General features: G+C 55.2%; 23 protein-coding genes. 13 read left to right on the forward strand and 10 right to left on the reverse strand.

Translation table 11 applies throughout. The annotated features are described in order from the left end of the window. The first annotated feature begins 63 nt into the window (after positions 1–63). From H1D41_RS09725 to H1D41_RS09735, 3 genes are all read left to right on the forward strand, one after another. Complete coding sequence (locus H1D41_RS09725; protein WP_228848720.1) at positions 64–1,209, forward strand: phosphoserine transaminase; 1,146 nt, start codon at positions 64–66, stop codon at positions 1,207–1,209. A 64-nt stretch (positions 1,210–1,273) separates the two neighbouring features. Further along, positions 1,274–2,869, forward strand: coding sequence for a phosphoglycerate dehydrogenase (gene serA / locus H1D41_RS09730; RefSeq protein WP_228848721.1), 1,596 nt, complete (start codon positions 1,274–1,276; stop codon positions 2,867–2,869). 9 nt (positions 2,870–2,878) lie between these two features. Then, positions 2,879–3,631 carry a metallophosphoesterase gene (locus tag H1D41_RS09735; RefSeq protein ID WP_228848722.1) on the forward strand — a complete coding sequence of 251 codons (753 nt, stop codon included), beginning with the start codon at positions 2,879–2,881 and terminating at the stop codon, positions 3,629–3,631. 3 nt (positions 3,632–3,634) lie between these two features. Here H1D41_RS09735 and H1D41_RS09740 read toward each other — a convergent pair whose 3' ends face one another. The 4 genes from H1D41_RS09740 to H1D41_RS09755 form a co-directional block, all read right to left on the reverse strand. Continuing rightward, positions 3,635–5,194: a pentapeptide repeat-containing protein gene (locus H1D41_RS09740; RefSeq protein WP_228848723.1), complete on the reverse strand. Its 1,560-nt coding sequence runs from the start codon at positions 5,192–5,194 to the stop codon at positions 3,635–3,637. Positions 5,195–5,255: 61 nt separating this feature from the next. Next, positions 5,256–5,447, reverse strand: a complete 192-nt coding sequence (locus tag H1D41_RS09745; protein WP_228848724.1) for a DUF2783 domain-containing protein — start codon at positions 5,445–5,447, stop codon at positions 5,256–5,258. A gap of 3 nt (positions 5,448–5,450) precedes the next feature. Then, a complete protein-coding gene (locus H1D41_RS09750) occupies positions 5,451–7,037 on the reverse strand; it encodes an FAD-dependent oxidoreductase (protein ID WP_228848725.1) in 1,587 nt (528 codons plus the stop codon). 79 nt (positions 7,038–7,116) lie between these two features. Then, a complete protein-coding gene (locus H1D41_RS09755) occupies positions 7,117–8,067 on the reverse strand; it encodes an MBL fold metallo-hydrolase (protein ID WP_228848726.1) in 951 nt (316 codons plus the stop codon). 52 nt (positions 8,068–8,119) lie between these two features. Between H1D41_RS09755 and H1D41_RS09760 the strand changes: the two genes are divergently transcribed. Then, a complete protein-coding gene (locus H1D41_RS09760) occupies positions 8,120–8,695 on the forward strand; it encodes a DUF2585 domain-containing protein (RefSeq protein ID WP_228848727.1) in 576 nt (191 codons plus the stop codon). A 45-nt stretch (positions 8,696–8,740) separates the two neighbouring features. On the opposite strand, the gene fahA is transcribed toward H1D41_RS09760, so the two are convergent. The 4 genes from fahA to H1D41_RS18405 all read right to left on the reverse strand — a co-directional run bounded on the left by fahA (position 8,741) and on the right by H1D41_RS18405 (position 12,937). Beyond that, on the reverse strand, positions 8,741–10,027 hold the full coding sequence (gene fahA, locus H1D41_RS09765) for a fumarylacetoacetase (RefSeq protein WP_228848728.1): 1,287 nt from the start codon (positions 10,025–10,027) through the stop codon (positions 8,741–8,743). A 21-nt stretch (positions 10,028–10,048) separates the two neighbouring features. Then, positions 10,049–10,678 (reverse strand): maleylacetoacetate isomerase, encoded by a 630-nt coding sequence (maiA, locus tag H1D41_RS09770; RefSeq protein WP_228848729.1) that lies wholly within the window; start codon positions 10,676–10,678, stop codon positions 10,049–10,051. 5 nt (positions 10,679–10,683) lie between these two features. Then, on the reverse strand, positions 10,684–12,036 hold the full coding sequence (gene hmgA, locus H1D41_RS09775) for a homogentisate 1,2-dioxygenase (RefSeq protein ID WP_228848730.1): 1,353 nt from the start codon (positions 12,034–12,036) through the stop codon (positions 10,684–10,686). A gap of 106 nt (positions 12,037–12,142) precedes the next feature. After that, positions 12,143–12,937: a LytTR family DNA-binding domain-containing protein gene (locus H1D41_RS18405; protein ID WP_228848731.1), complete on the reverse strand. Its 795-nt coding sequence runs from the start codon at positions 12,935–12,937 to the stop codon at positions 12,143–12,145. Positions 12,938–13,150: 213 nt separating this feature from the next. Here H1D41_RS18405 and H1D41_RS09785 point away from each other — a divergent pair, with 213 nt between their 5' ends. The 3 genes from H1D41_RS09785 to H1D41_RS09795 all read left to right on the forward strand — a co-directional run bounded on the left by H1D41_RS09785 (position 13,151) and on the right by H1D41_RS09795 (position 16,878). After that, positions 13,151–13,594, forward strand: a complete 444-nt coding sequence (locus H1D41_RS09785) for a MarR family winged helix-turn-helix transcriptional regulator (protein ID WP_228848732.1) — start codon at positions 13,151–13,153, stop codon at positions 13,592–13,594. A 91-nt stretch (positions 13,595–13,685) separates the two neighbouring features. Further along, positions 13,686–14,861: an acetyl-CoA C-acyltransferase family protein gene (locus H1D41_RS09790; protein ID WP_228848733.1), complete on the forward strand. Its 1,176-nt coding sequence runs from the start codon at positions 13,686–13,688 to the stop codon at positions 14,859–14,861. 130 nt (positions 14,862–14,991) lie between these two features. Then, complete coding sequence (locus H1D41_RS09795; RefSeq protein WP_228848734.1) at positions 14,992–16,878, forward strand: ATP-binding protein; 1,887 nt, start codon at positions 14,992–14,994, stop codon at positions 16,876–16,878. Here H1D41_RS09795 and recQ read toward each other — a convergent pair whose 3' ends face one another. Then, positions 16,879–18,927, reverse strand: coding sequence for a DNA helicase RecQ (gene recQ, locus H1D41_RS09800; RefSeq protein ID WP_228848735.1), 2,049 nt, complete (start codon positions 18,925–18,927; stop codon positions 16,879–16,881). It lies immediately after the preceding gene. A 61-nt stretch (positions 18,928–18,988) separates the two neighbouring features. Continuing rightward, on the reverse strand, positions 18,989–19,276 hold the full coding sequence (locus tag H1D41_RS09805; protein ID WP_228848736.1) for a YggT family protein: 288 nt from the start codon (positions 19,274–19,276) through the stop codon (positions 18,989–18,991). A 121-nt stretch (positions 19,277–19,397) separates the two neighbouring features. On the opposite strand from H1D41_RS09805, the gene H1D41_RS09810 reads away from it, so the two are divergent. The 6 genes from H1D41_RS09810 (at position 19,398) to arfB (ending at position 24,527) form a co-directional block, all read left to right on the forward strand. Beyond that, positions 19,398–19,949, forward strand: a complete 552-nt coding sequence (locus H1D41_RS09810) for an acyl-CoA thioesterase (RefSeq protein WP_228848737.1) — start codon at positions 19,398–19,400, stop codon at positions 19,947–19,949. Between the two features lie 78 nt (positions 19,950–20,027). Continuing rightward, positions 20,028–21,362 (forward strand): MFS transporter, encoded by a 1,335-nt coding sequence (locus H1D41_RS09815; protein WP_228848738.1) that lies wholly within the window; start codon positions 20,028–20,030, stop codon positions 21,360–21,362. A gap of 12 nt (positions 21,363–21,374) precedes the next feature. Further along, a complete protein-coding gene (mepA, locus tag H1D41_RS09820) occupies positions 21,375–22,250 on the forward strand; it encodes a penicillin-insensitive murein endopeptidase (RefSeq protein WP_228848739.1) in 876 nt (291 codons plus the stop codon). After that, positions 22,223–23,116: an esterase-like activity of phytase family protein gene (locus H1D41_RS09825; RefSeq protein ID WP_228848740.1), complete on the forward strand. Its 894-nt coding sequence runs from the start codon at positions 22,223–22,225 to the stop codon at positions 23,114–23,116. Before mepA ends, H1D41_RS09825 begins: the two co-directional genes overlap by 28 nt. Before the next feature lie 87 nt (positions 23,117–23,203). Continuing rightward, positions 23,204–23,845: a queuosine precursor transporter gene (locus H1D41_RS09830; protein WP_228848741.1), complete on the forward strand. Its 642-nt coding sequence runs from the start codon at positions 23,204–23,206 to the stop codon at positions 23,843–23,845. Between the two features lie 262 nt (positions 23,846–24,107). Next, complete coding sequence (gene arfB / locus H1D41_RS09835) at positions 24,108–24,527, forward strand: alternative ribosome rescue aminoacyl-tRNA hydrolase ArfB (RefSeq protein ID WP_228848742.1); 420 nt, start codon at positions 24,108–24,110, stop codon at positions 24,525–24,527. Position 24,528 lies beyond the last annotated feature (1 nt).

Here is a 24,528-nt window from a genome sequence, read left to right on the forward strand (position 1 = left end):
CGCTGCTATGCCCAAAGGTGGGACACCCTTCCCCAACGAAGGGCTTATATCTGGAAGGATATCATGACTGATATTGTACACCCGGCCACGCGGCCGGCCAATCCGCGTTTTTCATCTGGCCCTTGCGCCAAACCCCCCACATGGAATCTGGATGTATTGCGTGATGCGCCCCTGGGCCGTTCGCACCGTGCAGCTGTTGGCAAAGCCAAGTTGAAAGCCGCGATCGAAGAGACGCGCGAGCTGCTGAACATCCCTACAGATTACAGAATTGGCATTGTACCTGCATCCGACACCGGCGCTGTAGAAATGGCCTTGTGGAACCTGCTGGGCGCACGCCCGGTGGAAATGCTGGCCTGGGAAAGCTTTGGTGCCGGTTGGATCACCGATGTTGTGAAACAGCTAAAAATCGAGGCCACTGTTAAAACCGCTGATTACGGTCAGATCGTTGATCTCAGCACTGTGGATTTGAACAATGACGTTGTCTTCACTTGGAACGGCACCACATCCGGTGTGCGCGTGCCCAATGGCGATTGGATTGCCGATGACCGCGCAGGCCTGACCATTTGTGACGCGACATCTGCCGCTTTTGCGATGGATCTGCCCTGGGATAAGCTGGATGTAACGACCTATTCTTGGCAGAAAGTTTTGGGCGGCGAAGCGGCGCACGGCATGATCATCCTGTCACCACGCGCAGTGGAGCGCCTTGAAACCTATGTACCCGCATGGCCCCTGCCAAAGATCTTTCGCCTGACCAAAGCAGGGAAATTGATTGATGGCATCTTCACAGGAGCAACGATCAACACGCCTTCAATGCTCTGTGTTGAGGATTACCTGTTCGCCCTGTCATGGGCACGTTCAGTGGGCGGGCTGAAAGGCCTGATCGCCCGTGCAAACACGAATTCGGCTGCAATAGACTCTTTCTGTGCGGCAAATGACTGGATCGAAAACCTCGCCGAAGATGCTGCGACGCAGTCCAACACGTCTGTTTGCCTCAAGTTCACAGATGCGCGCATCACCGATGGCGCAACCTTCGCCAAAGCCGTTGCAAAACGTCTAGAAGGTGAAGGCGTGGCCTTTGACATGGGCGCTTATCGCGACGCACCCGCAGGCCTGCGGATCTGGTGTGGTGCCACGGTTGAGACCAGCGATGTTGAGGCCCTGCTGCCCTGGATCAAATGGGCTTTCGAAGCCGAGATCGCATCTCTCTGAAGCATTTCTGAGCGCGCCTTTTCTCGGGCGCCTCCCCTTCCCCATTCTATAAAGGACCAAAACCATGGCCCCTAAAGTACTCGTATCTGACAAACTTTCCGAAACCGCGGTGCAGATCTTCCGGGATCGTGGCATCGACGTTGATTTTATGCCTGACCTTGGCAAAGACAAAGAAAAGCTTGCGGAACTGATTGGCAAATATGACGGTCTTGCAATCCGCTCTGCCACCAAAGTCACGCCAACCATCCTTGCTGCCGCTGAAAACCTGAAAGTCGTCGCACGTGCTGGTATCGGCACCGATAACGTCGATAAAGATGCCGCGTCTAAAAAAGGTGTGATCGTGATGAACACACCTTTTGGCAACATGATCACCACCGCGGAACATGCGATTGCGATGATGTTTGCGGTTGCGCGTCAGATCCCTGAAGCCTCTGCCAGCACCCACGCCGGCAAATGGGAGAAATCCAAATTCATGGGGGTTGAGCTGACCGGCAAGACCCTTGGCGTTATCGGTGCGGGCAACATTGGTGGCATTGTGTGCGACCGTGCGCGCGGCCTGAAGATGAAAGTTGTGGCCTATGACCCCTTCCTTGGTGAAGAAAAAGCCAAGCACATGGGCGTTGAAAAGGTTGAATTGGATGACCTGCTGAAACGTGCTGATTTCATCACCCTGCACGTGCCGCTGACCGATCAGACCCGCAATGTTCTGTCCCGTGAAAACCTTGAGAAAACCAAAAAAGGCGTGCGTATCATCAACTGTGCCCGTGGTGGGTTGATTGATGAAGCTGCTTTGGCTGAAATGCTGCAATCTGGTCATGTGGCTGGTGCTGCTTTGGATGTGTTCGCGGAAGAACCCGCCAAAGAAAACGTGCTGTTCAACCTGCCAAACGTCGTCTGCACCCCACACCTGGGCGCGGCCACATCCGAAGCGCAAGAAAACGTTGCTTTGCAAGTTGCGGAACAGATGTCCGACTACCTGCTGACCGGTGCCGTGACCAACGCGTTGAACATGCCATCCGTGACAGCGGAAGAATCCAAGGTCATGGGTCCATGGTTGGCGCTATCTGGTCACCTCGGCGCGTTCGTGGGTCAGATGACCGATGAACCCGTGAAAGCCATTAACATTCTGTATGATGGGAATGTGGCTGAAATGAACCTTGAAGCCCTGAACTGTGGCGTCATCGCGGGCATTATGAAACGTGCGAATCCTGACGTGAACATGGTTTCTGCGCCTGTGGTGGCACGTGAACGCGGCATTCAGATTTCCACCACCAACCAGGCGAAATCCGGTGCGTTTGACGGCTATATCAAAGTCACTGTCGTGACCGAAAAACGCGAACGTTCTGTTGCAGGCACCGTGTTTAGTGACGGCAAGCCGCGTTTCATCCAGATCAAAGGCATTCAGGTTGATGCCGAGATCGGGCGTCACATGCTGTACACCACCAATGAAGATGTTCCTGGCATCATCGGCACCCTGGGCCAGACCATGGGCGAAAACGGCGTGAACATCGCGAACTTTACCCTTGGCCGTTCAGAAGTTGGGGGCGAGGCGATTGCATTGCTGTACATCGACCATAAGGTAGATGACGCCGTGATTGATAACCTCAACAAAACGGGCATGTTCCAAAGCATTAAACCGCTGGAATTTGACGTCGCTTAAGGATTGATCATGCGCCACTACGCGATTGGGGATGTGCACGGACATCTGGACAAACTGCAATCAGCCATGGCGTTGATTGCGCGAGACCGCGACCGTGTGGATGACCCAAAAGCGCCGGTGGTGCAGATCGGTGATCTTGTTGATCGCGGCCCGGATTCAAAGGGTGTGATCGAATTTATGATAGAAGGCGTGATCCGGGGCGAACCCTGGGTCACGCTGCTTGGCAATCACGATCGGCAGTTTCTATGGTGGCTGGAAGATCCCGAACGCCGCGATCCTGTTCTAAAGACTGAATACACCTGGCTGCATGAACGTATCGGTGGGCTGACTACACTTGCCTCATATGGGGTGGATATCACAGCCCCAATCTCCGAAATGCACAGGCAAGCCCGCAGCCTTGTTCCGGATGATCACATAGATTTCCTGAATGCCATGCCCAATCGCTACACCCGTGACAGACTGTTCTTTGCTCATGCCGGTATTCGCCCCAGTGTTCCGTTAGATCAACAGACGGAAGACGATCTGATCTGGATCAGGGGCGAGTTTCACAATCATCCTGATCCCCATGACGCGTTGATCATTCACGGACATACACCGGTGAAGGCTGCCACCCACTACGGCAACCGGATCAACATCGACAGCGGTGCCGCCTGGGGGCATGATTTGTCAGCGGTTGTCATTGAGGAACGCAAAGCCTGGCTTCTGACGGTTTCTGGTCGCGTGCCGCTTCCACATCAGGACCCCCACTTTTCCCTCATTTAGTCTCTAATCATTGCGGATCACACCTGTCAGCGCCCCGGCGGCCAGTGCCGTGATCACCCACCCCGCCAGCTTCGCAAACCATCTGATCCACCAGCCATGCCAGCCCCAGGGGCTGCGCGATGTGGATGGCGCCCAGGCGCTTTCCTGGCCAAGGTTGACAATTGGCACCATCAGGTCTGCCGCATAGGCGAAAGGATGAAAAGTTTCATAATCCTGCCCGGCCTCCCCCGGTGCAGACCAGAACATCGCAGGATTGCCCGGGTGTGTTTCTGTGGCCGAAACCCATCCGGAAGAAACCAACAAGGGCGCTGCATCCGGTGCCATATCACCCGCTTCCCAGGCTTTGCCGAAATACCAGCCCAGAAACAGGATCAACAGGGTTGAGACAAACAAAGCGCGGGCCGGACGATATCCATAGCCAACAGTAAACCGCAAAACAGGCTCTGTTACTGCGGAAGTAGCGTATTTTAACCAGGAACCGCTGACGTGCATTAACCTTCTGTTCTCAGCCCGCAGCAGCTGTTCCTTCCGCATAAGAACCGTCTTTGCGTCCGCACGATGCCCAAGCGTCGACAGAACCGAAGCAAGATGTTCATAAGGTTGCGCCGAAAACGGCATGTCTTCCGGGCGGCGCGCCAGCCAATCCAGACGCGCGTAAACAGATGTATCTGTGTGGCGTGAGAAATCCGAATAGATGAACCCATCCAGACGCAGAGGATAAGACGCCCCCGGCCCCGCCGGTTCATCCCGCAAACGTGCCACCTGCGCCCCGGCCAGGTTTACAATACCAGAACTGATCTGATTGTCAGACAAATACAAAATGCCATGCACATGCGCACGCGCCAGAGACAAGGCGATCGCCGCGCCATGTTCTTCGGTCGCACCAAAAACAGCATTACTAACATCATCCATGCGTGAAATTGCGGTGCGGGTGATGAACACATCATGTGTCACCCGTGCGGAGGACAGGAAAATCGCACCTTCGCACATCAGAGACGAATCCGTATCCGAATAAGGATAATTTCCCAGATAAAGAGAACCATCCACACGCAACCCCGGCGCAAAGATCGCATCCTGCCCCTCACTTACGATACGCGTACCACAGAATTGCAGATCGCCTTCGATGCGAGCACCAGCAAGCGCGAATTCACCTTCCACCAGGCTGTCGTTGCGCAGATACAATGACCCCGCGAACCGGGCATTGTCCGCCGAAATCCCTGTCAGGTGGCAGCCTGAGAAATGCACACCACGAAGCCGCGCGTTCACAAGGTTCAGTTCATCCGTGAAATGGCAGTTCGAAAATGTAAGGTCAAAACCCAGATCCCCACCTTGTAGATCCAGAGCACCTTTCACCCAGGCTCCGCGCAGACGGATCCCTTTAACGTCAACATTTGCATCGGGATCCAACAGGACTTCACGCAGAAACTCTGCACGTATCAGGCAATCTTCGCTGCTGTCTTCTGGCAGGTCACCACCTGCAAACACCGTGCGTTCCGGCAGGGCCAGCCCATCCAACAAGCGGGTTTCAGCGGGGGAGATCGGTTGAAATGTCTCAAAATTCATGGACAGAGAATTGCATCTCTGCCCATGAAGGTAAAGGTAATCTGAAAGTGGGTAAAATCCCCTATTCAGAGACAGATTTCACCAGATCAATCGCCTCTGACAGCACCTGATTGTCACCAATGTGATTGGCAAGCGTCAGGATCAGGCGGGCGTTCAGGGCCTGCGATTGTGCATCATCCAGGCCTTCATGCGCCTCAATCAGCTGCGCATAGAAACCATCGTGATCCGCGATATTGGCTTTGGTGTTCAACATGGCTCAGGCTCCTTTTGCGCGCGCAATGGCTGCGGTAATGTCATGGGCGGAAGGCGCAGCCCAGCGTGCGGCGATATGCTGATCGGGTCGGAACAACACCGTCACACCACCAGCATCGCCCATATATCGCGTCTTCAGTTCCTCAGAAGGGTTCGCAATATGGATCTGCTTTACGCCTGCTGGCACTTCAGGTGCGGCGAAACCCGCTGTCATAACCGCGAATTCGTCACCGATCCGATCCAGCAACCAGCCGTCATCTGTCGGCGCGTCAGCAGCTGACGCCCCCGGACGTGTACGCTTGGGAAAAGACCCTGTTTCGGGTGAATTCAACGATGAATCACTGTGCACTGCAGGCACAGACAGACGGCCTGAGTTCACCAGAGGACGGGCAAATTCATTCTCTTCCGCCAGATCCAGGACCGCATCCCGGAAGATGCGGGAAATGCCGGATTTTGGCGTGATGAAATCAGTAGAGCGGCTGGAATTCAGGATGTTTTCATCCGCTGCCTCGACACGCTCGTCATTGTAGGTATCCAGCAGGTTTTCCTGTGCTTCCCCCTTAATCACAGCGGCCAGCTTCCAGCACAGATTATCTGTATCCTGAAGGCCGGAATTCGCCCCACGCGCACCAAATGGGCTGACCTGATGGGCGGCATCCCCGGCAAAAAGCACACGCCCATGACGGAACTTTTCCATGCGGCGGCACTGGAAGGTATAGACAGAAACCCATTCCAGATCGAATTTCACATCTTCACCCAGCATCGCATTCAGACGCGGAATGACATTTTCCGGCTGCATTTCCCTTTCACGATCAATGTCCCAGCCCAACTGCAAATCAATGCGCCAGACATCATCAGGCTGTTTGTGCAGCAGCGCGGACTGACCTTTGTTGAAGGGCGGATCAAACCAGAACCAACGTTCTGTCGGGAAATCAGCCTGCATGATCACATCAGCAATCAGGAAGTTGTCTTCAAACACACGCCCGCCGAAATCGCAGCCAAGCATTTTGCGGGTTGGGGAACCCGCACCATCGCAGGGGATGACCCATTCGGTTTCGATATTATACGAACCCTCAACAGTGTCTATTTCAAGGGAAACGTGGGTTTCATGGGTGCCGATGGCGGACACCTTATTACCACCGCGCAGCTCAATCTCTGCCCCTTCAGCCTGAAGTTCGCGCACACGATCTACCAGGTATTCTTCCAGGTAATACTGTTGGAGGTTGATAAAGGCCGGGCGTTTATGGCCGGTTTCAGGCAGCAGATCGAAGGCGTAAGCTTCGTCTTCACCGTTAAACACACGCCCCTTGTTCCAGGTCACACCTTTTTCAACCAGACGATCACCAATGCCCAGCCGATCAGAGATTTCGAGCATACGTTTGGAGAAACAGATCGCGCGGGAGCCGTGAGAGACTTTGTCATTCTCATCCACCACAACCACAGGAATGCCGTGCTGTGCCAGATCAATCGCTGCGGCAAGGCCAACAGGGCCGGCACCAATCACCACAACCTTGTGGCGCACGGGCGTTGTCGCATCCTGATCCGGGCTGCGTTCATATGGATACAGTGGCGTTTCGAATATCTTTGTCATGTCTCTCTCCGGCGTGTCTCTTCGCTTCCTTACGGTCGCTCATCGAACGAAAAGCGACCGTAAGGGAGGGCTGAGTGGCTTAGCTTTGCAGATCTGCCCACATGTCCAGGTCACGCTGCGCAGTCCAGATACGGGGAGTATCGATGCCGCGGGCTTCGTCATAGGCACGGGCGACGTTGAACGGCAGACAATGTTCATAAATCGCGTATTCCGCAAATTTAGGGTCACATTCTGCGCGCACCGCATCCCATGCTTCTTTCAGGGAACCACCGCGTGCAGCCACTTTGGCAGCCGGGCGATAGGTGCTTTCGACAAAGTCACGGGTGTTTTCAATCGCGGCTTCGACCATCTCGCGACCGACCAGCGCGTCTCCACGGCCTGGCGCAATGCAGACCGGATCAAATGCGGCGATATTGTCCAGCGTGTCACCCCAGTCAGAGAAATGACCATCGCCACAATAACAGGCGGAGTGATATTCAACGATATCGCCAGTGAACATGACCTCTGCATCGGGCACCCAGACAACTGCATCGCCAGCTGTATGCGCGCGGCCCAGCTGCATGATGTCCACACGACGCTTACCCAGATAGACGGTCATCATCCCGTCAAAAGTGGTGGTGGGCCATGTCAGGCCAGGAATGCTTTCATGCCCCTGAAACAGACGTGGAAAGCGCTGAAATTCACTGTCCCAGTCTTCCTGACCGCGTTCAACAACCATGGAACGGGCATCTTCTGACATGATGATCTGCGGTGCGTTAAATTCAGACGCACCCAGCACGCGCACGGCGTGATAATGGGTCAGAACAAGATGTGAGATCGGCTTGTCAGTGATCTTGCGTACTTCTTCGATCACTTTGCTGGCAAGGCGCGGGGTCGCCTGGGCTTCGATGATCATAACGCTTTCGTCACCGATGATCACGCCTGAATTCGGGTCACCTTCAGCGGTAAACGCATAAAGCCCGTCACCGATTTCAGTGAAACTGATGTTCTTGTCTTCCATGTCGCCTTGCGACGCGAATGCTTTGGCCATGGTATGGATTTCCTTATTTTACAACCTGGTGGTCGTGTGATTGATTGGCAGCATGATACAGAAAAAACATATTCCCCTGCTCGTGACCGCGTTTGTGGTCCTGGCGACCGCGATCATCCTTTTGTGGATGGGGCGAGAGCCGATTTGTAAATGTGGCACCGTCAAGCTTTGGTGGGGTAAGACCTTCAGTTCTGAAGGCTCGCAACACCTGACCGACTGGTACACGCCCAGCCATCTGATCCACGGCTTTATTTTCTTTGGTTTTCTCTGGCTTGTTGCCCGACGCCTGTCTGTTGGCTGGCGCCTGGTGATTGCCACGTTGATTGAGGCCGCCTGGGAGATTTCCGAAAACACCACTGCCGTGATCGAACATTACCGCACGGTGACGATTTCGCTGGATTACTTTGGTGACAGCGTCATCAATTCCCTGGCTGATATTGGCGCGATGTTGCTGGGGTTCTGGCTTGCGCGACGCCTGCCGATCTGGGCCAGCCTTGCCATTGTCATCGGGTTTGAGGTTTTCACCATGCATATGATCCGTGATGGCCTGGCGCTGAATGTGCTGATGCTCACATATCCCCTGGACCTCGTGAAGGAATGGCAGGCAGCGATCCCCCCCCTGCAGTGATGCGGGGGAAAGATCCTGAGTATGTGTTAACACCAGCATGTGACCCTATTTCGCTGGAAAATTGGTGATTGCGGGCAGAATTTTGCCTTCGCAATCGCCAAAACCGATCTGATAGCCATCACCTTTGGCGGCACCTTTCAGGGTCAGCGTATCACCGTCTTCAATGAAGGTCCGTGTTTCGCCGGTATCAAGGGTAAAGGGCTCACGCCCGGCCCAGGACAGTTCCATAAGGGACCCATATTCAGATTTAGATGGGCCAGAAATCGTACCCGACCCCAGAAGATCACCGCCGTTCATTGGCACACCACCCACCGCATGATGACACAGCTGCTGCGCGGCAGAATAATACATGCGGCTGTAGTTAGTTTGCGCAACAGTGGTGGCTTTGTCCGCACCTTCGGGCTGCATGGTGACCTCAAGCGCGATGTCATAGAGGCCCGGTTTACTTTCCGTGAGGTAGGGCAGAAGTTCCTTATCACGCGCGGGAGTTTCCGTACGGAAAGGCGCGAGCGCGGCGGAAGTCACGATCCATGGGCTGATGGTTGTGCCAAAGGCTTTGCCCTGGAACGGACCCAGCGGCTGATATTCCCAGCCCTGAATGTCACGTGCGGACCAATCGTTTAGCAGGACATAGCCAAAGATCATATCATCGGCCTGATCAACGGTGATTGGTTGGCCCATCTCAGATGAGGTGCCAACAATCGCGCCCATCTCAAGTTCGATGTCAAGGCGTTTACAAGGGCCAAAAGACGGCACTTCCGCGTCTGGTGCTTTGCTTTGCCCCAGCGGGCGGTGAATGTCTGTGCCGGAGACCACAACAGATGACGCGCGGCCGTTGTAGCCGATCGGAATGTGCAGCCAGTTTGCTGGAAGATCGGGGGAGCCACGCAGGATCGCACCCATGTTCTGGGCGTGTTGCTTGCCCGCGTAGAAGTCCGTGTATTCAGACACGACAAACGGCATATGCATTTCAGCATCCGCCAGCGGCACCAGGGCACGGGCGCGCATTGCGGCGTCATCGCGCAGCACAGCATCGCCATCTTCTGCCAGCAGATCAATCAGACGGGCGCGCAGGGCGTCCCAGGTCTCGCGCCCGGCTTCCATGACTTCGTTCCAGAAGGGCAGATCCAGCATTGGGTCGCCGTCTTCATCCAGCGCAATCACGCCTTCTTCTTCCAGGTAGGCCACATCAAGGATCATATCACCAATGGCGACACCACAACGGGGATCTTCGTCGCCGGTGGTGAACACGCCATAAGGCAGGTTATTCAGGGGGAATTGGGTATCGGCAGAGTTCGCACTCTCGACCCAGGATTTCATCAGTTCGGACATTCGCGTTTCCTTATTAAAGTCTTAACCCGCGTCAGGCTGGTTTTCAGGGCGGGCGGCATCAAATGCCGGAAGGGCAAGACAAAGCTGTTCGATCTTTGTCAGCCGTTTGAACGGGGTCAGGTCAGTGCCCCATCGGTGTGCATTGTAAAGCTGCGCCACAAGGCAGAGATCCGCAAGCCCGGGGGTATCTCCAAAGCAGAACTTTGTATCCGGGCGAATCATGGCCTGAAAAGCGGTGAAACCCTCAGACATCCAGTGGTTCATCCAGGCAACAACTTCATCCTGGTCATGCCCCATCGCCTTCAACTTTTGCCCCACACGCAGATTGTTCACCGGATGCACATCCAGCGCGATCACCTGGGCGGCGGCCTGTACTTTCGCACGTTCAATCGGGTTCGCAGGCAAAAGCGCGGGGTCAGGGTGGGCCTGATCCAGATACTCCAGGATCGCCAGAGATTGCGTCAGCACCGTACCATCATCAAGAACCAGCGCAGGCACGCCTTTGCCGGGGTTCACCGGCAGGTATTCATCCGCGCGCTGTTCGCCCTTCACCAGATCCACAGGGATGGTTTCGAACGCCAGGCCCTTCAAGTGCAGCGCAATACGCACACGGTAAGACGTGGTGGAGCGCCAATAACTGTAAAGCTTCATTGCGATCACTTTTTACCCGGCGTGCCGTCGAACTTCTTCTCGATGTCGTTCCAGCAGTCGATATAGTCATCCTGCAACGGTGCCTCATTCGCGGCAAAGGCCGTGATATGCTGTGGGAATCGGGTTTCGAACATGAACGACATGGTGTTTTCCAGTTTCTCCGGTCCGAGGTTGGAATTCGACGCTTTTTCAAACGCATCATTGTCCGGACCATGCGGGATCATCATGTTGTGCAGGGACACGCCACCCGGGATGAACCCCTGTGGTTTGGCGTCATATTCGCCATAAATATTGCCCATCAGTTCGGACATGATGTTCTTGTGGTACCACGGCGGACGGAAGGTATCTTCCATCACCATCCAGCGTTCCCGGAACAGAACAAAGTCAATATTCGCAGTCCCCGGCTGGCCGGACGGCGCGGTCAGCACGGTGAAGATAGACGGATCCGGGTGATCAAACAGGATGGAGCCCACCGGGCAATAAGTGCGCAGATCATATTTCACCGGGGCGTAATTGCCATGCCATGCGACAACATCCAGCGGCGATTGGTTGATCTCAGTCTTATGGAACTGGCCGCACCATTTGATGGTCACGGTAGACGGCACTTCACGATCTTCCCAGGCAGCAACGGGGGATTTGAAATCCCGGCGGTTCGCCATACAGTTCGCGCCAATCGGGCCACGACCAGGCAGTTCGAACTTCTGGCCATAGTTTTCACAGACAAAACCACGGGCCGGGCCTTCAACCACCTCAACGCGATACAGAAGGCCACGCGGAATAATCGCGATTTCCTGCGGGGCGAGGTCGATGATGCCCAGTTCTGTATAGAAACGCAGCTTACCGGCTTGCGGCACAACCAGAATCTCGGAATCAGCCGAGAAGAAGTAATCATCTTCCATGCTCTCTGTCGCCAGATACACATGTGTCGCCATGCCAACCTGGGTGTTCACGTCACCCGCTGTGGTCATGGTGCGCATGCCGGTCACGAAAGTCAGCTTTTCATCCGTATGCGGAACGGGATCCCAGCGGTACTGCCCCAGGGAAATCACATCCGGATCCACATTTGGCGCGGACTTCCAGTAAGGCATGTTGATTTTTGTGTAACGTGCAGAATGCTTGACCGACGGGCGGATGCGGTAACACCAGGTGCGTTCATTCTGATGGCTGGGCGCTGTGAAGGCGGTACCTGTCAACTGTTCGCCGTAAAGACCGTAATTGCACTTTTGCGGGCTGTTCATTCCCTGTGGCAGGGCATCTGGCAAAGCTTCGGTTTCAAAATCATTGCCGAATCCCGGCATATAACCTTCGTGTGCGCCTGGAAGTGAAGGGGCAACATTCATACGGGTTTGCTGTGTCATCGGGGCCTCCCTTAAGCCGGAATGCATCTGTTAGCTGGCTCCGGTATATCGTTGCAAATGCAACGAAGTCAACAACAGCCGACCAGGTGGTCGATAAATCAGGTTTTCAGGACAGGCCCAGGGCAGCGCGCACAGCAGGCAGTTGGCTGCGACTGACGGGCAGTTCGCGCCCATCAGACAGACAAACAATATGCCCCGATTCTTTGCGCTTCAGCCGTTGAATATGCCCAACCGCTGCCCAATGGGACCGATGCAGTCGCACACCCGGCAAAGACGCCAGTTGTTCAGCGGCCGCAGAAAGCTTGCCATGAATAAGGTCATTGCCCTGTGCAGTGGTTACATCCAGGTAGTGATCCTGAGTTGAGATCGAAATCACATCATCCCCAACCTCGTGGCGCAGCTGATTAAGAAACTGGCGCAGCTCGTTTTTATCTACGGCCTGAGATGGCATGTCATCGACAGGCGTTGCGTTCTCTTTGTCCCCGGTCCAGAACGCCATAGAACGCAGATCCACAATGCATATCATCGTGCTGATCACACAGATCTTAAAGTACATCCTGTGAAACGGATAAGAAAACATACCTTCATGGTCCAGGAAAAACACGCCCAGCGCCAACATTAAAAATGACCCGGGCACGGCACCGATCAGAACCCAGGCCACCACGCGCATGAACCAGGAGCTTCGCTGCACTATCTTCAAATGCAATGAAAACAGCGCCATCAAATTCATAATCAGACCAACGCCCATCACAGCACCAGCCCAGTAAAGAAGGCGCGGGACGAAATCCAATATCTGATAGGTCCCAAAGGGGCCGGTGGCAATCAGCACAGCAATAGCTGACAGAATAACGATTGCCTTTGCACCCCAGTTTACTTCGGGAAGCTGAATTCTGTTTGTCACGCTGTTGTCCGCCTGCTGAATCGGTTATTCGCGCAAGATATCGCGTTATTCACGCAAGACAACTCCTCCTTGTGGCCAGGGTTGGTTAGTACGCCATTGGGGGAGGGCAGATCCTTCGGGGTTTTTATTTTAGCACCAGACCATTTTTCCTGCCCTACCCCCTTTTCTTTCCCAATCTTGCACAATCCGGCGAAACATGCGCATTTGACCGCCATGACCGATACAAAGCCCCCTTTCACGCTTGAAGATTTCATCCCCTATAAACTTGCGGTGACTTCCACCCGGGTGTCGCGGCGGTTTGAAAAGATCTACCAGGAACGGTTCGGGCTGAATATGCCGGAATGGCGGGTACTGGCGCATCTTAGTGTGTCAGGCAAAGTATCGGTGCGGGAAATTCATCAGCGCGTGGATATGGATAAATCCAAAATCAGCCGCGCCGCCAGCCGCCTGGAAGACCGCGGGCTTCTGAACAAAGACCCCCACCCAACGGACCGTCGCCTGCTGGAACTGACCCTGACAGCGCAGGGACAACAGATGGTGGCAGAGCTTGCCCCCCTGGCGCAGGACTATCAGGCTGAACTTCTGGCTGATCTTGGCAATGACGCCGGCGAATTTGCCCGCCTGCTCACCGGTCTGGGCCGTTCAAAAAACACCTGATAACCCAACGACATTGCGCCTGTGACGAAGCGTTATTCTTTCGCACAGGGCATTCCCCTTTAAACAAAGGGAAACAGTTTCGGAGGTTCACATGACAGATATCGTAATCCTTGACGGCGCACGCACCGCAATCGGCGCATTCGGCGGCAGCCTTGCGGCGCTTTCCCCAACCGACCTTGGCACACATGTGGCCAAAGCAGCGCTGGAACGTTCCGGCGTGGACGGCGCACAGATCGGGCATGTGGTCTATGGCAGCGTGATAAACACCGAACCCAAAGACATGTATCTGTCGCGTATTTCTGCCATGGGGGCCGGTGTACCTGATAGCGTGCCTGCGATGAACGTGAACCGTCTGTGTGGCTCTGGTGCGCAGGCGATTGTCTCTGCATATCAGTCGCTGGTGCTGGGGGATGCTGATTTTGCCCTGGCTGGCGGTGCCGAAAGCATGTCGCGCGCCCCTTACATTATGCCTGCCGCCCGCTTCGGTCAGAAGATGGGCGATGTAACATCCCTTGATATGATGCTGGGCACGCTGAACTGCCCCTTTGGCAGCGGTCATATGGGGGTTACAGCGGAAAATGTGGCGGGCGAACACGATGTCAGCCGCCTGGACATGGATACATTCGCACTGTCCAGCCAGACCCGCGCCCAGGCCGCGATTGAGGCAGGCTATTTCAAAAGTCAGATCGCCCCGATTGAAGTCCGCGTGAAACGTGACATGGTGCCGTTTGATACCGATGAACACCCGAAAGCCACCTCAGCTGAGGCGCTCGCAGGTCTGCGCCCGGCCTTTAAGAAAGACGGGATGGTTACAGCGGGCAATGCGTCTGGCATCAATGATGGTGCGGCAGCCCTGGTTCTGGCCACCGCCGATGCTGCGGAAAAGGCCGGCCTGAAGCCAAAAGCCCGCATTCTGGGATACGCACACGCTGGTGTACGCCCGGAAGTTATGGGCATTGGCCCGGTGCCTGCGGTTCAGAACCTTCTGGCAAAAACCGGGATGAGAATCACTGATTTCGACGTGATCGAAAGCAACGAAGCTTTCGCCGCCCAGGCGATTGCTGTGAACAAAGAACTGGGCCTTGATCCGGCAAAAGTGAACCCGAATGGCGGTGCAATTGCGCTGGGCCACCCCGTTGGTGCAACCGGTGCGATCATCACAATCAAAGCGCTGTATGAACTGGAACGTATCGGCGGCAAACGCGCGCTGATCACCATGTGTATCGGCGGCGGTCAAGGCATTGCTCTGGCGATTGAAAAGCTCTGATTTCACGCAGGTATCTCCCCGGGTGCCCGCGCAATAATTTAAGAAAATCCCCGGCGTTTCGCGCATAAGTCTTAACAGCTTGTTCACCCTGTTCTGACAGTCTGGCGCGAAACACCCACCGGAGAAAGACGTGAACCTTTCTGATAAGCTTGCACATGAACGTCGCGGCCGCCTGGCCGCCGAACGTCTGCTTGAGCTGAAGCAGGTGGAATTGTTTGATGCCAACAAACGTCTGGGCGATCATGCCCTGGAACTGTCAGACCAGATCATCGAAAAGCGTGAAGAGGCTGATTACTTTCGCGAAGAAGCTGAACACCTGAAGGGTGAAAACACCCAGGTCCGCTCTGATCTGAACACCGCTGAACAGCGGCTCTGGAATTCAATTCAGACAATCCAGGACGGATTTGCCGTATTCGACAGCGCCCAACGTCTTGTTACAGCCAACGACAACTTTATTCAGATTTTTGACGGACTCGAAGAAGCCAGCCCCGGCGCGACGTATGGCCGGTTAATTGAACTTCTGGCGGAAGAAGGTGCGATTGATATTGGCATAAAGCACCCGTCAGAATGGCAGGCGGAAATGCTGGAACGCTGGCTGTTGCCCAGCCCGCCTGACATCACGGTAAAACTGTGGAACCAAAGGTTTATCAAAGTCATCGACCGTCGCGCAGCAAATGGCGACACGGTTACCTTGGCCCATGATATTACCGCGACCATCCGCTATGAAGAAGAATTAAAGCAAGCCCGTGACCGGTCTGAGGCGGCCAATCGCGCAAAATCATCCTTCCTTGCAAACATGAGTCACGAGTTGCGCACACCGATGAACGGTGTCGTCGGCATGGCGCAGCTTTTAGATGATGGCGAACTGAACGAAGAACAGAAACTTTACGTCGATACGATCAGATCTTCTGGCGAAGCTCTGCTGGTGATCATCAATGACGTGCTGGATTATTCCAAGGTAGAGGCGGGCAAACTGGAACTGACGCCTGAAACCTTCAACCTGCACCAGGCCGTGGATGAAATCTGCACCCTGTTGCGCCCCACCGCGACGGAAAAAGGCCTGAAACTGGATCTGATCTGGGAAGAAGGCCTGCCCGATCGGTTCATCGCGGATCCCGGGCGTATCCGTCAGGTCATGGTTAATCTTCTGGGCAATGCGATCAAGTTTACCCTGGCAGGCAAAGTCACGCTGAAGGTCGGCGGCATCGAAATGGCCGATCCGGAACAGATTCTGGTGCGTATTGAGGTCGAAGACACAGGCATTGGCATCAAACGGGATCAGCTTGAACATATCTTCGGGGAATTTAATCAGGCCGAAGATGAACACAGCCGCAGTTTTGATGGCACGGGGCTTGGCCTTGCGATCACCAGGGAACTTGTCGAACTGATGGGCGGTGAAATCTGGGTGGATTCTATTGTTGGCGAAGGGTCTTGTTTTGGCCTGAAAATCCCCCTGCCCTTCATCCCCCTGGAACCCAGCAACAACCGGATTATTGCTGGCCTGCATACAAAACTCCCCACGGATGCCCCTGGTGCGGGACCGGAATCCGCTTCGGAAGACACAGCAGAGATCATCGAAGAAATCACGTATGCATCTGCGAAACCGGAACCCTCTGCGCTGCGTCAGATGCGTGTGCTGGCCGCAGAAGACAATAAAACCAATCGCCTTGTATTCAGTAAAATGGTGAAGACTCTGAACATTGATCTGAAATTTGCCGAGAACGGGTTAGAAGCGGTTGAATACTGGCAGGAATTCCAGCCCGATCTGGTATTCATGGATATTTCCATGCCTAAAATGGATGGCAAGCAGGCCACCTCCGAGATCCGAAAGCTGGAAGCCGAGGCCGGTATTGATCCTGTGCCTGTCGTCGCTGTTACGGCCCATGCTATGGACGGCGACGCAGATTCAATCTTTGCCGCAGGCGTCACCCATTATCTGACCAAACCGTTGAAAAAAGCGCTCATCCTGGAACAAATTCACGGCGCACTGCCGAAAGGCTGCGAGGCAATTGAATAATTAATCCGCGTGAATGGCTTCCAGGAATGCCGCGCCAAACCGATCCGCGCGTGCACCATCCATTCCGGGTACACTGGACAGCGCCGCGATCGTGTCCGGGCGGCGTTCAGCAATATGACGCAGGGTGCTTTGCGAACAGGACAGGGGTTTATCGATACCCGTCTCACCGCGTTGCAGAGAAATATGCACCTCGGACAGGCGATCAAACAATTCACCCGAAGGGCGTCCGGCAAGCGCCTGACGCGCCGGATGCATAGGGGCGGGCTTTTCCCCGGCGATCACCTCAAGGAAGTCCGCACCATAACTGTCCAGTTTCTTTGCCCCGACTCCGGAAATCTGCGCCATCTGATCCATATCCCCAGGGCGCAACTCTGCCATTTCAATCAGGGTGCGGTCATTGAAAATAATATAGGCTGGCACATTCGCGGCCTCTGCCAGAGCGCGGCGCTTGGCTTTCAGTGCCGACAGCAAAGGCGCATCTTCTTCAGAAACAAGCGTTTTCACCGCCGGGCGGCGGGACGTCGATTTCTTAATCGCATCTTTGCGCAATTCAATCGTTGCCTCATCCCGTAGAATGGGGCGTGCAGCCTCTGTCATGCGCAGAGCACCAAACCGTTCACGATCCGGCCGCACCAGATCATGCCCCATCATCTGGCGGAAAATCCCTTGCCATTGCTGGCGTGAATATTCCTGCCCGACACCAAAGGTCGGCAGCTTGTCATGCCCGTGATGTTCAATCTTATCGGTGGTTTTACCCAGGAGAATTTCGATCAGATGGCCAGATCCGAAATATTCCCCTGTGCGCAGAATAGCCGACAACGCCTTGCGCACGGCTGTGGTCCCATCAAAGGTTTCCGGCGGCGTCTGGCACAGGTCACAATTGCCGCAAGGTTCTGCATCTTCCCCAAAATAGGCCAGTAATTTCACACGCCGGCAGCCCAGCGATTCCGCAAGCCCCAGCAAAGCATTCAGACGCCCGTGATCCGCCATGCGGCGTTCGGCCGGGGCCAGACCTTCATCAATCTGCGTGCGACGAAACCGGATATCATCCGCACCATATAACGTCAGGGTTTCCGCAGGTGCGCCATCCCGTCCACCCCGGCCAATTTCCTGATAATAGGCCTCAATCGATTTCGGCAAATCCGCATGCGCAACCCAACGCACATCGGGCTTATCGACCCCCATACCAAAAGCCACCGTCGCCGCAACAACCAGACCATCTTCCCGCTGAAAGCGATTTTCCACACTGCGGCGATCTTCGGCTTCCATACCGCCATGATAATGGCAGGCCACATGCCCGGCATCGTTCAAAGCCTTCGCCAGGGATTCGGTCTTTGCCCGCGTACCGCAATAAACAATACCGGATTGCCCTTTGCGTGCAGCCGCGAATTCCAGGATCTGATTGCGTGGCTGATTTTTCGACCGGAAGGCGAGGTGCAGATTGGGCCGGTCAAACCCATGCAGGAAGGTTTTCGGGGGCACGTCATCGAACAGGCGTGTGACAATTTCAGCCCGGGTTTCTTCATCTGCTGTTGCTGTAAACGCCGCCACCGGCACGTTCAGAGATTTCCGCAACTCACCAATACGCAGGTAATCCGGGCGAAAATCATGCCCCCACTGGCTAACGCAATGGGCTTCGTCCACCGCAATCATGGTGCAATTTGAACGTTGTAACATGTTCTGCGTTGCACCCGATGCCAGCCGTTCCGGCGCAAGGTAAAGCAACTTCAGCCGCCCATCACGCAAGGCATCAAACACAGCGTCGGTTTCTTCATCGGTGTTTTGTGAGGTCAGCGCGCCCGCCTCAACCCCCGCTTCGCGCAGGGCACGTACCTGATCACGCATCAGCGCAATCAGTGGGGAAATCACCACCGTCACGCCATCGCGACAGAGGGCAGGCAACTGAAAGCAAAGGGACTTCCCGCCACCCGTTGGCATAATCGCCAGGGTGTTTTCACCTTCAAACACAGCTTGAACCACCTCGGCCTGACCGGGGCGGAAATCAGCAAAGCCGAAAACAGAAGAAAGTTGATCGCGAAGCGCCTGCATTGCCCGTGTGTTTTATCTGGTGTTTAGCCGGTTATCACACAGGCAGGATTCGGCAGCAAGCTTAGTAACGCAGGCCGAAGATCGCAGGCAGGATAATAGAACGCAGCGCAATCAGCCCGATAAAGGCCACCAGAGGTGCCAGATCAAGCGGGCGTGTATCCGGCAGAACCCGGCGAATGGGCGCATAAACCGGTTCCAGAAGACGATTCAGACCAGTCCAAAGCTGCCAGACAAACGGTTGTTGCGTGTTCAGCACCTGAAAACTGATCAGCCAGGACATGATAATATGTGCAATCATGATCATCCAGGCGACACCAAGGATCAGCTGCAGCAAGTCATAAATTATCATTTCATCCGGCTCCTGTAATTCGTTCCCTATGCAGTTAGGCAATCTCAGGCCCTCACGCAAGGTTATGCTGGAAGTTTCCGCATTTCGCGTTAACGACAGGGAAAACCAGCAGGAGTTTCCGATGTATCCTATTTTCCGAATGATAAAAGGCGTAGCCCAAAGTTTGCGCGCTGAGAAACTCGACTTTTTTGACACCCATGTTTCTCATCACATCTGCTGGCCCTGGGATCTGGATTTCTGGTTTGAACTGAACAATGGCCGCACATTGACCCTGTTTGACCTTGGCCGTGTGCCCCATTCGATCCGGATCGGTATCATTGGGCTGGTACGCAAAAAAGGCTGGGCCATGGCGGTTGCGGGCGTTTCTGTGCGCTATCGCAAACGGGTACGCGCCTTTCACAAGGTTGAAATGCACACACGTCTGATTGGCTGGGACGAACGTTTTGTTTACATGGAGCAAAGCCTGTGGCGCAAAGGGGAATGCACCTGCAATATGCTGTTGCGTGCTGCGGTGACCGATAAAAACGGGATTGTTGCGCCGCAAAAAGTTCCCGAAGCCATGGGCATTGATCTGCAAAGCCCCGAGCTGCCCGCCTGGGTTCAGTCCTGGATTGCTGCGGATGCCGAACGTCCCTGGCCACCAGAGCCAAACCCACATGAAACGCGCCCGTAAGGCAGGATTGAATGCAAGCCTTGCCTCTTTAACCATTTCCCTGTCTTATCGCTGAAACAGTAAAACAGGGGCGACGGTTTGGCCGAAATTTCTTTGCGCAAAAAAATCTGGGGCTGGTTCTTTTTTGACTGGGCCAGCCAGCCTTACAACACCCTGCTGCTGACCTTCATCTTTGGCCCCTACATCAAATCCATCGTCGGCGATGGTGCCGAAGCCCAGGCGCTTTGGGGCTGGTATGTCGGCATGGCCGGGCTGATCATTGCCTTCACAGCACCGGTTCTGGGTGCAATCGCAGATAATTCGGGCAACCGCGTGCGTTGGATCTGGTTGTTTTCTGCGATGTATGTTGTGGGTTCTGCCGGTCTCTGGATCGCGGCCCCGGATGCGCTGAACATCAACCTTGTGATGACCTTCTTTATTGTCGGTCTGATCGGGATGGAATTTGCGACGATCTTTACCAACTCTATGCTTCCAGATCTTGGCCCACGTGAAGAAGTTGGGCGCATTTCCGGTAACGGCTGGGCCTTTGGCTATATCGGCGGGCTGATTGCCCTGGTTATTATGCTGCTGTGCTTTGCAGAACAAGGGAACGGCAAAACTCTGATCGGAATTGATCCGCTGTTCGGGTTTGATGCGGAGCAACGCGAAGGCACGCGTTTCGTTGGGCCCCTGACGGCGATCTGGTTCGTTCTTGGCATGATCCCCTTCTTCCTCTGGGTCAAAGACCCAAAGCAAACCACTGTCTCTGTATTTAAAATCACTGATGCTCTGAAATCCCTTCGTCAGACCCTGTCGCAACTGCCTTCCCAGCGCAGCCTTGCCGCTTATCTTGCGTCATCCATGTTCTACCGCGATGCACTGAACGGGATTTTCACATTTGGCGGTCTCTACGCCGCTGGCGTCCTGGAATGGAGCGTCGTAGATACGGGTATTTTCGGTATTCTCGCCATCATCACCGGCGCAATCTTTGCCTGGATCGGTGGGCGGGCCGACCAGAAATATGGCCCAAAACCGGTTATAGCCATTTGCGTTCTGATCCTGACAGTGGTTGCAATCCTTGTGGTCTTTGTGAACCGCGAAAGCGTGTTTGGGATTGCCGTTGATGAAACATCCAGCCTGCCAGACATCGCCTTTTATGTCCTTGGTGGCACCATTGGCGCGGCAGGCGGTGCCCTGCAATCGGCCAGCCGTACAATGATGGTGCGCCAGGCCAATCCGGAACGTATGACCGAAGCCTTCGGGCTTTATGCGCTGGCAGGTAAGGCGACGTCTTTCCTGGCCCCCTTCCTGATTTTCTTTGTCACCAGCGCAACCGGCAGCCAGGTCCTGGGCATTACTCCGCTTATCGCACTGTTCCTGATTGGTCTTGTGCTGCTCATCTGGGTTAAACCGGATGGCGAAGAGTACCCGTAACGAGGTTATTTTATGAAACATCTATTGCTTTCAGCTATTCTGGCTCTGGCCACTACCCTTCCCGGCACGGTTCAGGCACAAAACACACCCGCCAAACAACTGTTCGGCGCCCATGATGATGGCTCGCGCCAGCGTGGACGGTCCCATGGGTCTTATGCCCGGGGTTGTCTTGCCGGTGGTGAAGAACTGGCGGAAACCGGCCCCACATGGCAGGCCATGCGCCTGTCGCGCAACCGCAACTGGGGCCATCCGCGCACCGTTGATTTCATTCAACGCCTGTCCCGCGAAGCTGATCGCATTGGCTGGAATGGCCTTTATATCGGAGATATTTCCCAACCTCGTGGCGGCCCGATGCTGTCCGGTCACCGTTCGCATCAGATCGGCCTTGATGTCGATATCTGGATGCGGCCTGCGATGAACCTCAACCTTTCGCGCAACCGTCGCGAAAACATCAGCTCCATTTCCATGCGTCGCGCGGGTGGTGCCTATGTGAACGATGAATGGACACCAGAACATCACGCGATCATCCGCGCTGCGGCCCAGGATCCGGAAGTCGCCCGGATCTTTGTTTTTCCTGGCGCAAAAGTACAGATGTGTAACGATGAAACCGGCGATCGCAGCTGGTTGCGTAAAGTGCGCCCCTGGTGGGGACACCATTATCATTTCCACGTGCGCCTGCGCTGTCAGCGCGGATCGCGGAACTGCGAAAACCAGGATGCCCCGCCCCGTGGCGATGGCTGTGCCGATGCACAGACCTGGGTTGATAACATCCTGAACCCACCACCCCCACAGCCCCGTGATCCCAACGCACCGGCCCCACGCCGACGCGGCGAGCTGACATTGGCAGACTTGCCTCAACAATGTTCCGGCGTGTTGGAATCGCGTTAAGCCTGCTGGTTGCGGCGGCTGCCCTGGCGCAGGCCCCGCAACAGCACGCAAACACGGCAATCCTGGTGAAAACTTATCTGCCCGGCAATCTGATTGCCGGGTTTGGCGGTTTATCAGGACTGGAAATCAGTTCCGACGGGACTGCCTTTTTCGCCCTCAGTGATCGCAGCCTGCTATTTGAAGGACAGTTTTCCCGCACAGACGGAATCATCACCGATGTTTTGGTGCGGAATCCCTGGCAATTGCGTGATGGCGCAGGCCAGGTTTTCCGGGGAAAATCTGGCGATAGCGAAGGGTTGGCCCTGACTGACAGCGGTGATCTTCTGATTTCCTTTGAAGGCATCCCGCGCCTGTCGCTTGTGCCGGAAAAACAACCGGATCAGATCAATCTGCACCGCTACCCTCGCCCGGATACCTTCCGCCGCATGCCTGAGAATGCATCACTTGAAGCCCTGGCGGTGGACGGTTCCGGCGTATTCTACACCCTGCCCGAAGATACGCGCGATGACAGCGATTTCCCGGTCTGGCGGTTCGATGGCAGTGACTGGGATCAGCCTTTCAGCATTCCCCGACTTGGGTCTTTCCTGCCGGTTGGCGCAGATTTCGGGCCTGACGGTATGTTTTACCTACTGGAACGTCGCATTGCTTTGCCGGGGTTTGCCAGCCGCGTCCGACGATTTGAGATCTCAGGAGATCAGATCAGCACTGGAGAAACCATCCTTGAGTCGCACCCCGGCGAACATGATAACCTGGAAGGGATCGCCCTCTGGCGCGACGATCAGGACCGCATCCGCATCACCATGGTGTCAGACAACAACTATTTCATTCTGCAACGCACCGAATTCGTTGAATACATGATCCCTTGATTTATCCGCACGCAGCATGCTAAAGCGCGCCGTCCCGTATGAGATGGGGCCGAGTTCTCCGCTACCTTGATAAAACGGGATCAAATCATGACACGTCTTATTCCTGGCATCATTGCCATGGCTGCCATTGTGGTTGCCTCAAACATCCTGGTTCAGTTCCTGCTGCTTGACGGCCTGCTGACATGGGGTGCCTTCACCTATCCTTTCGCCTTCCTCGTCACTGACCTGATGAACCGCATCTATGGCGCCCCTGCCGCCCGCAAAGTTGTGCTGGTGGGTTTCATCACCGGTGTGGTCTGTTCCCTGATTGGCAGCCAGATCATGCTGCAAGGCGACGGCTTTGAATTTGCCGCCGTGCCGCTGCGTGTGGCTGTTGCGTCCGGCATCGCCTTCTTCTGTGCGCAGATGCTGGATGTTGCGATCTTTGATCGTCTGCGCGAAGGCAGCTGGTGGCGCGCGCCCCTGGCATCAACCTTTATCGGTTCCATCGTGGACACGGCACTGTTCTTCACCATCGCGTTTTCTGCTTCTGTCACTTTCTTTGGCGAGAATGCCGACGCTGCGATCAACTGGGCCTGGGGCCCTGCGCCCTTCCTGATGGCTGGTCCTGAAGCGCCGCTTTGGGTGACACTGGCGGTGGCTGACTGGCTGGTAAAGGTTACTATCGCGTTAATCGCACTGATCCCATTCCGCCTGTTCATCACAAAAGTTTCACCAAATGCTGCGTGAAAAGTTTTGACAAACACAAAATCTGTGGCAACCTGATGGTGTGAATAACAACCAGAAAGGAGGTGCCAATGATTATTGGGAAACAGGAGCAGCTGGTAAAGGTTACGAACGGGGGCGCTTGCGTCAGGCAAACCTGACGCAGTTCAACCCGGCTCCGGGCGCCTTTTGGCCCTGCTTGCCACCTCCACTTCTCGAGAAGAGCCCCTGCGATGTTCCCGCGGGGGCTCTTTCATTTCCCGGGACTGCCCCTTAGGTTAACGAAATGCGTATCAATGACGACATAACCATTGCCGACTGGGAACTTTCTGAAAGCTTCACGCGGTCTTCCGGTCCCGGCGGGCAAAATGTGAACAAGGTTTCAACAGCTGTAGAACTGCGCTTTGAAGCCGCCAGCAGCCCCAATCTGCCTGGTCCTGTGAAAGCCCGCCTGAAACGTCTGGCCGGGCGGCGCTGGACGCTGGAAGGTGCATTGATCCTGCGTGTGGAAGACACGCGCAGTCAGGCCCGCAACCGCGACATCGCCCGCGAACGTCTGGCGGAACTGATTATCAAAGCCCTTGAACGCCCCAAACGACGGATCGCGACAAAACCCACACTGGGTTCAAAACGCCGCCGTATGGATGCCAAGACACGACGCGGTTCGGTGAAAAACCTGCGCGGAAAGGTGAACCCGGATGACTGAC

Source organism: Halocynthiibacter styelae (assembly GCF_016123485.1).
In the GTDB taxonomy this organism is placed as follows: Bacteria; Pseudomonadota; Alphaproteobacteria; order Rhodobacterales; family Rhodobacteraceae; genus Halocynthiibacter; species Halocynthiibacter styelae.

What these genes read in the sequence shown, in the direction of transcription:
- H1D41_RS09735 (WP_228848722.1), top strand. Translation starts at nt 2,879, where the DNA reads ATGCGCCACTACGCGATTGGGGATGTGCACGGACATCTGGACAAACTG.
- H1D41_RS09785 (WP_228848732.1), top strand. Translation starts at nt 13,151, where the DNA reads ATGACCGATACAAAGCCCCCTTTCACGCTTGAAGATTTCATCCCCTAT.
- maiA (WP_228848729.1), bottom strand. Translation starts at nt 10,678, where the DNA reads ATGAAGCTTTACAGTTATTGGCGCTCCACCACGTCTTACCGTGTGCGT.
- fahA (WP_228848728.1), bottom strand. Translation starts at nt 10,027, where the DNA reads ATGTCCGAACTGATGAAATCCTGGGTCGAGAGTGCGAACTCTGCCGAT.
- H1D41_RS09725 (WP_228848720.1), top strand. Translation starts at nt 64, where the DNA reads ATGACTGATATTGTACACCCGGCCACGCGGCCGGCCAATCCGCGTTTT.
- H1D41_RS09760 (WP_228848727.1), top strand. Translation starts at nt 8,120, where the DNA reads ATGATACAGAAAAAACATATTCCCCTGCTCGTGACCGCGTTTGTGGTC.
- H1D41_RS09790 (WP_228848733.1), top strand. Translation starts at nt 13,686, where the DNA reads ATGACAGATATCGTAATCCTTGACGGCGCACGCACCGCAATCGGCGCA.
- H1D41_RS09825 (WP_228848740.1), top strand. Translation starts at nt 22,223, where the DNA reads ATGTTCCGGCGTGTTGGAATCGCGTTAAGCCTGCTGGTTGCGGCGGCT.
- H1D41_RS09740 (WP_228848723.1), bottom strand. Translation starts at nt 5,194, where the DNA reads ATGAATTTTGAGACATTTCAACCGATCTCCCCCGCTGAAACCCGCTTG.
- H1D41_RS09750 (WP_228848725.1), bottom strand. Translation starts at nt 7,037, where the DNA reads ATGACAAAGATATTCGAAACGCCACTGTATCCATATGAACGCAGCCCG.
- H1D41_RS09755 (WP_228848726.1), bottom strand. Translation starts at nt 8,067, where the DNA reads ATGGCCAAAGCATTCGCGTCGCAAGGCGACATGGAAGACAAGAACATC.
- serA (WP_228848721.1), top strand. Translation starts at nt 1,274, where the DNA reads ATGGCCCCTAAAGTACTCGTATCTGACAAACTTTCCGAAACCGCGGTG.
- H1D41_RS09830 (WP_228848741.1), top strand. Translation starts at nt 23,204, where the DNA reads ATGACACGTCTTATTCCTGGCATCATTGCCATGGCTGCCATTGTGGTT.
- arfB (WP_228848742.1), top strand. Translation starts at nt 24,108, where the DNA reads ATGCGTATCAATGACGACATAACCATTGCCGACTGGGAACTTTCTGAA.
- H1D41_RS09745 (WP_228848724.1), bottom strand. Translation starts at nt 5,447, where the DNA reads ATGTTGAACACCAAAGCCAATATCGCGGATCACGATGGTTTCTATGCG.
- recQ (WP_228848735.1), bottom strand. Translation starts at nt 18,927, where the DNA reads ATGCAGGCGCTTCGCGATCAACTTTCTTCTGTTTTCGGCTTTGCTGAT.
- mepA (WP_228848739.1), top strand. Translation starts at nt 21,375, where the DNA reads ATGAAACATCTATTGCTTTCAGCTATTCTGGCTCTGGCCACTACCCTT.
- H1D41_RS09810 (WP_228848737.1), top strand. Translation starts at nt 19,398, where the DNA reads ATGTATCCTATTTTCCGAATGATAAAAGGCGTAGCCCAAAGTTTGCGC.
- hmgA (WP_228848730.1), bottom strand. Translation starts at nt 12,036, where the DNA reads ATGACACAGCAAACCCGTATGAATGTTGCCCCTTCACTTCCAGGCGCA.
- H1D41_RS09805 (WP_228848736.1), bottom strand. Translation starts at nt 19,276, where the DNA reads ATGATAATTTATGACTTGCTGCAGCTGATCCTTGGTGTCGCCTGGATG.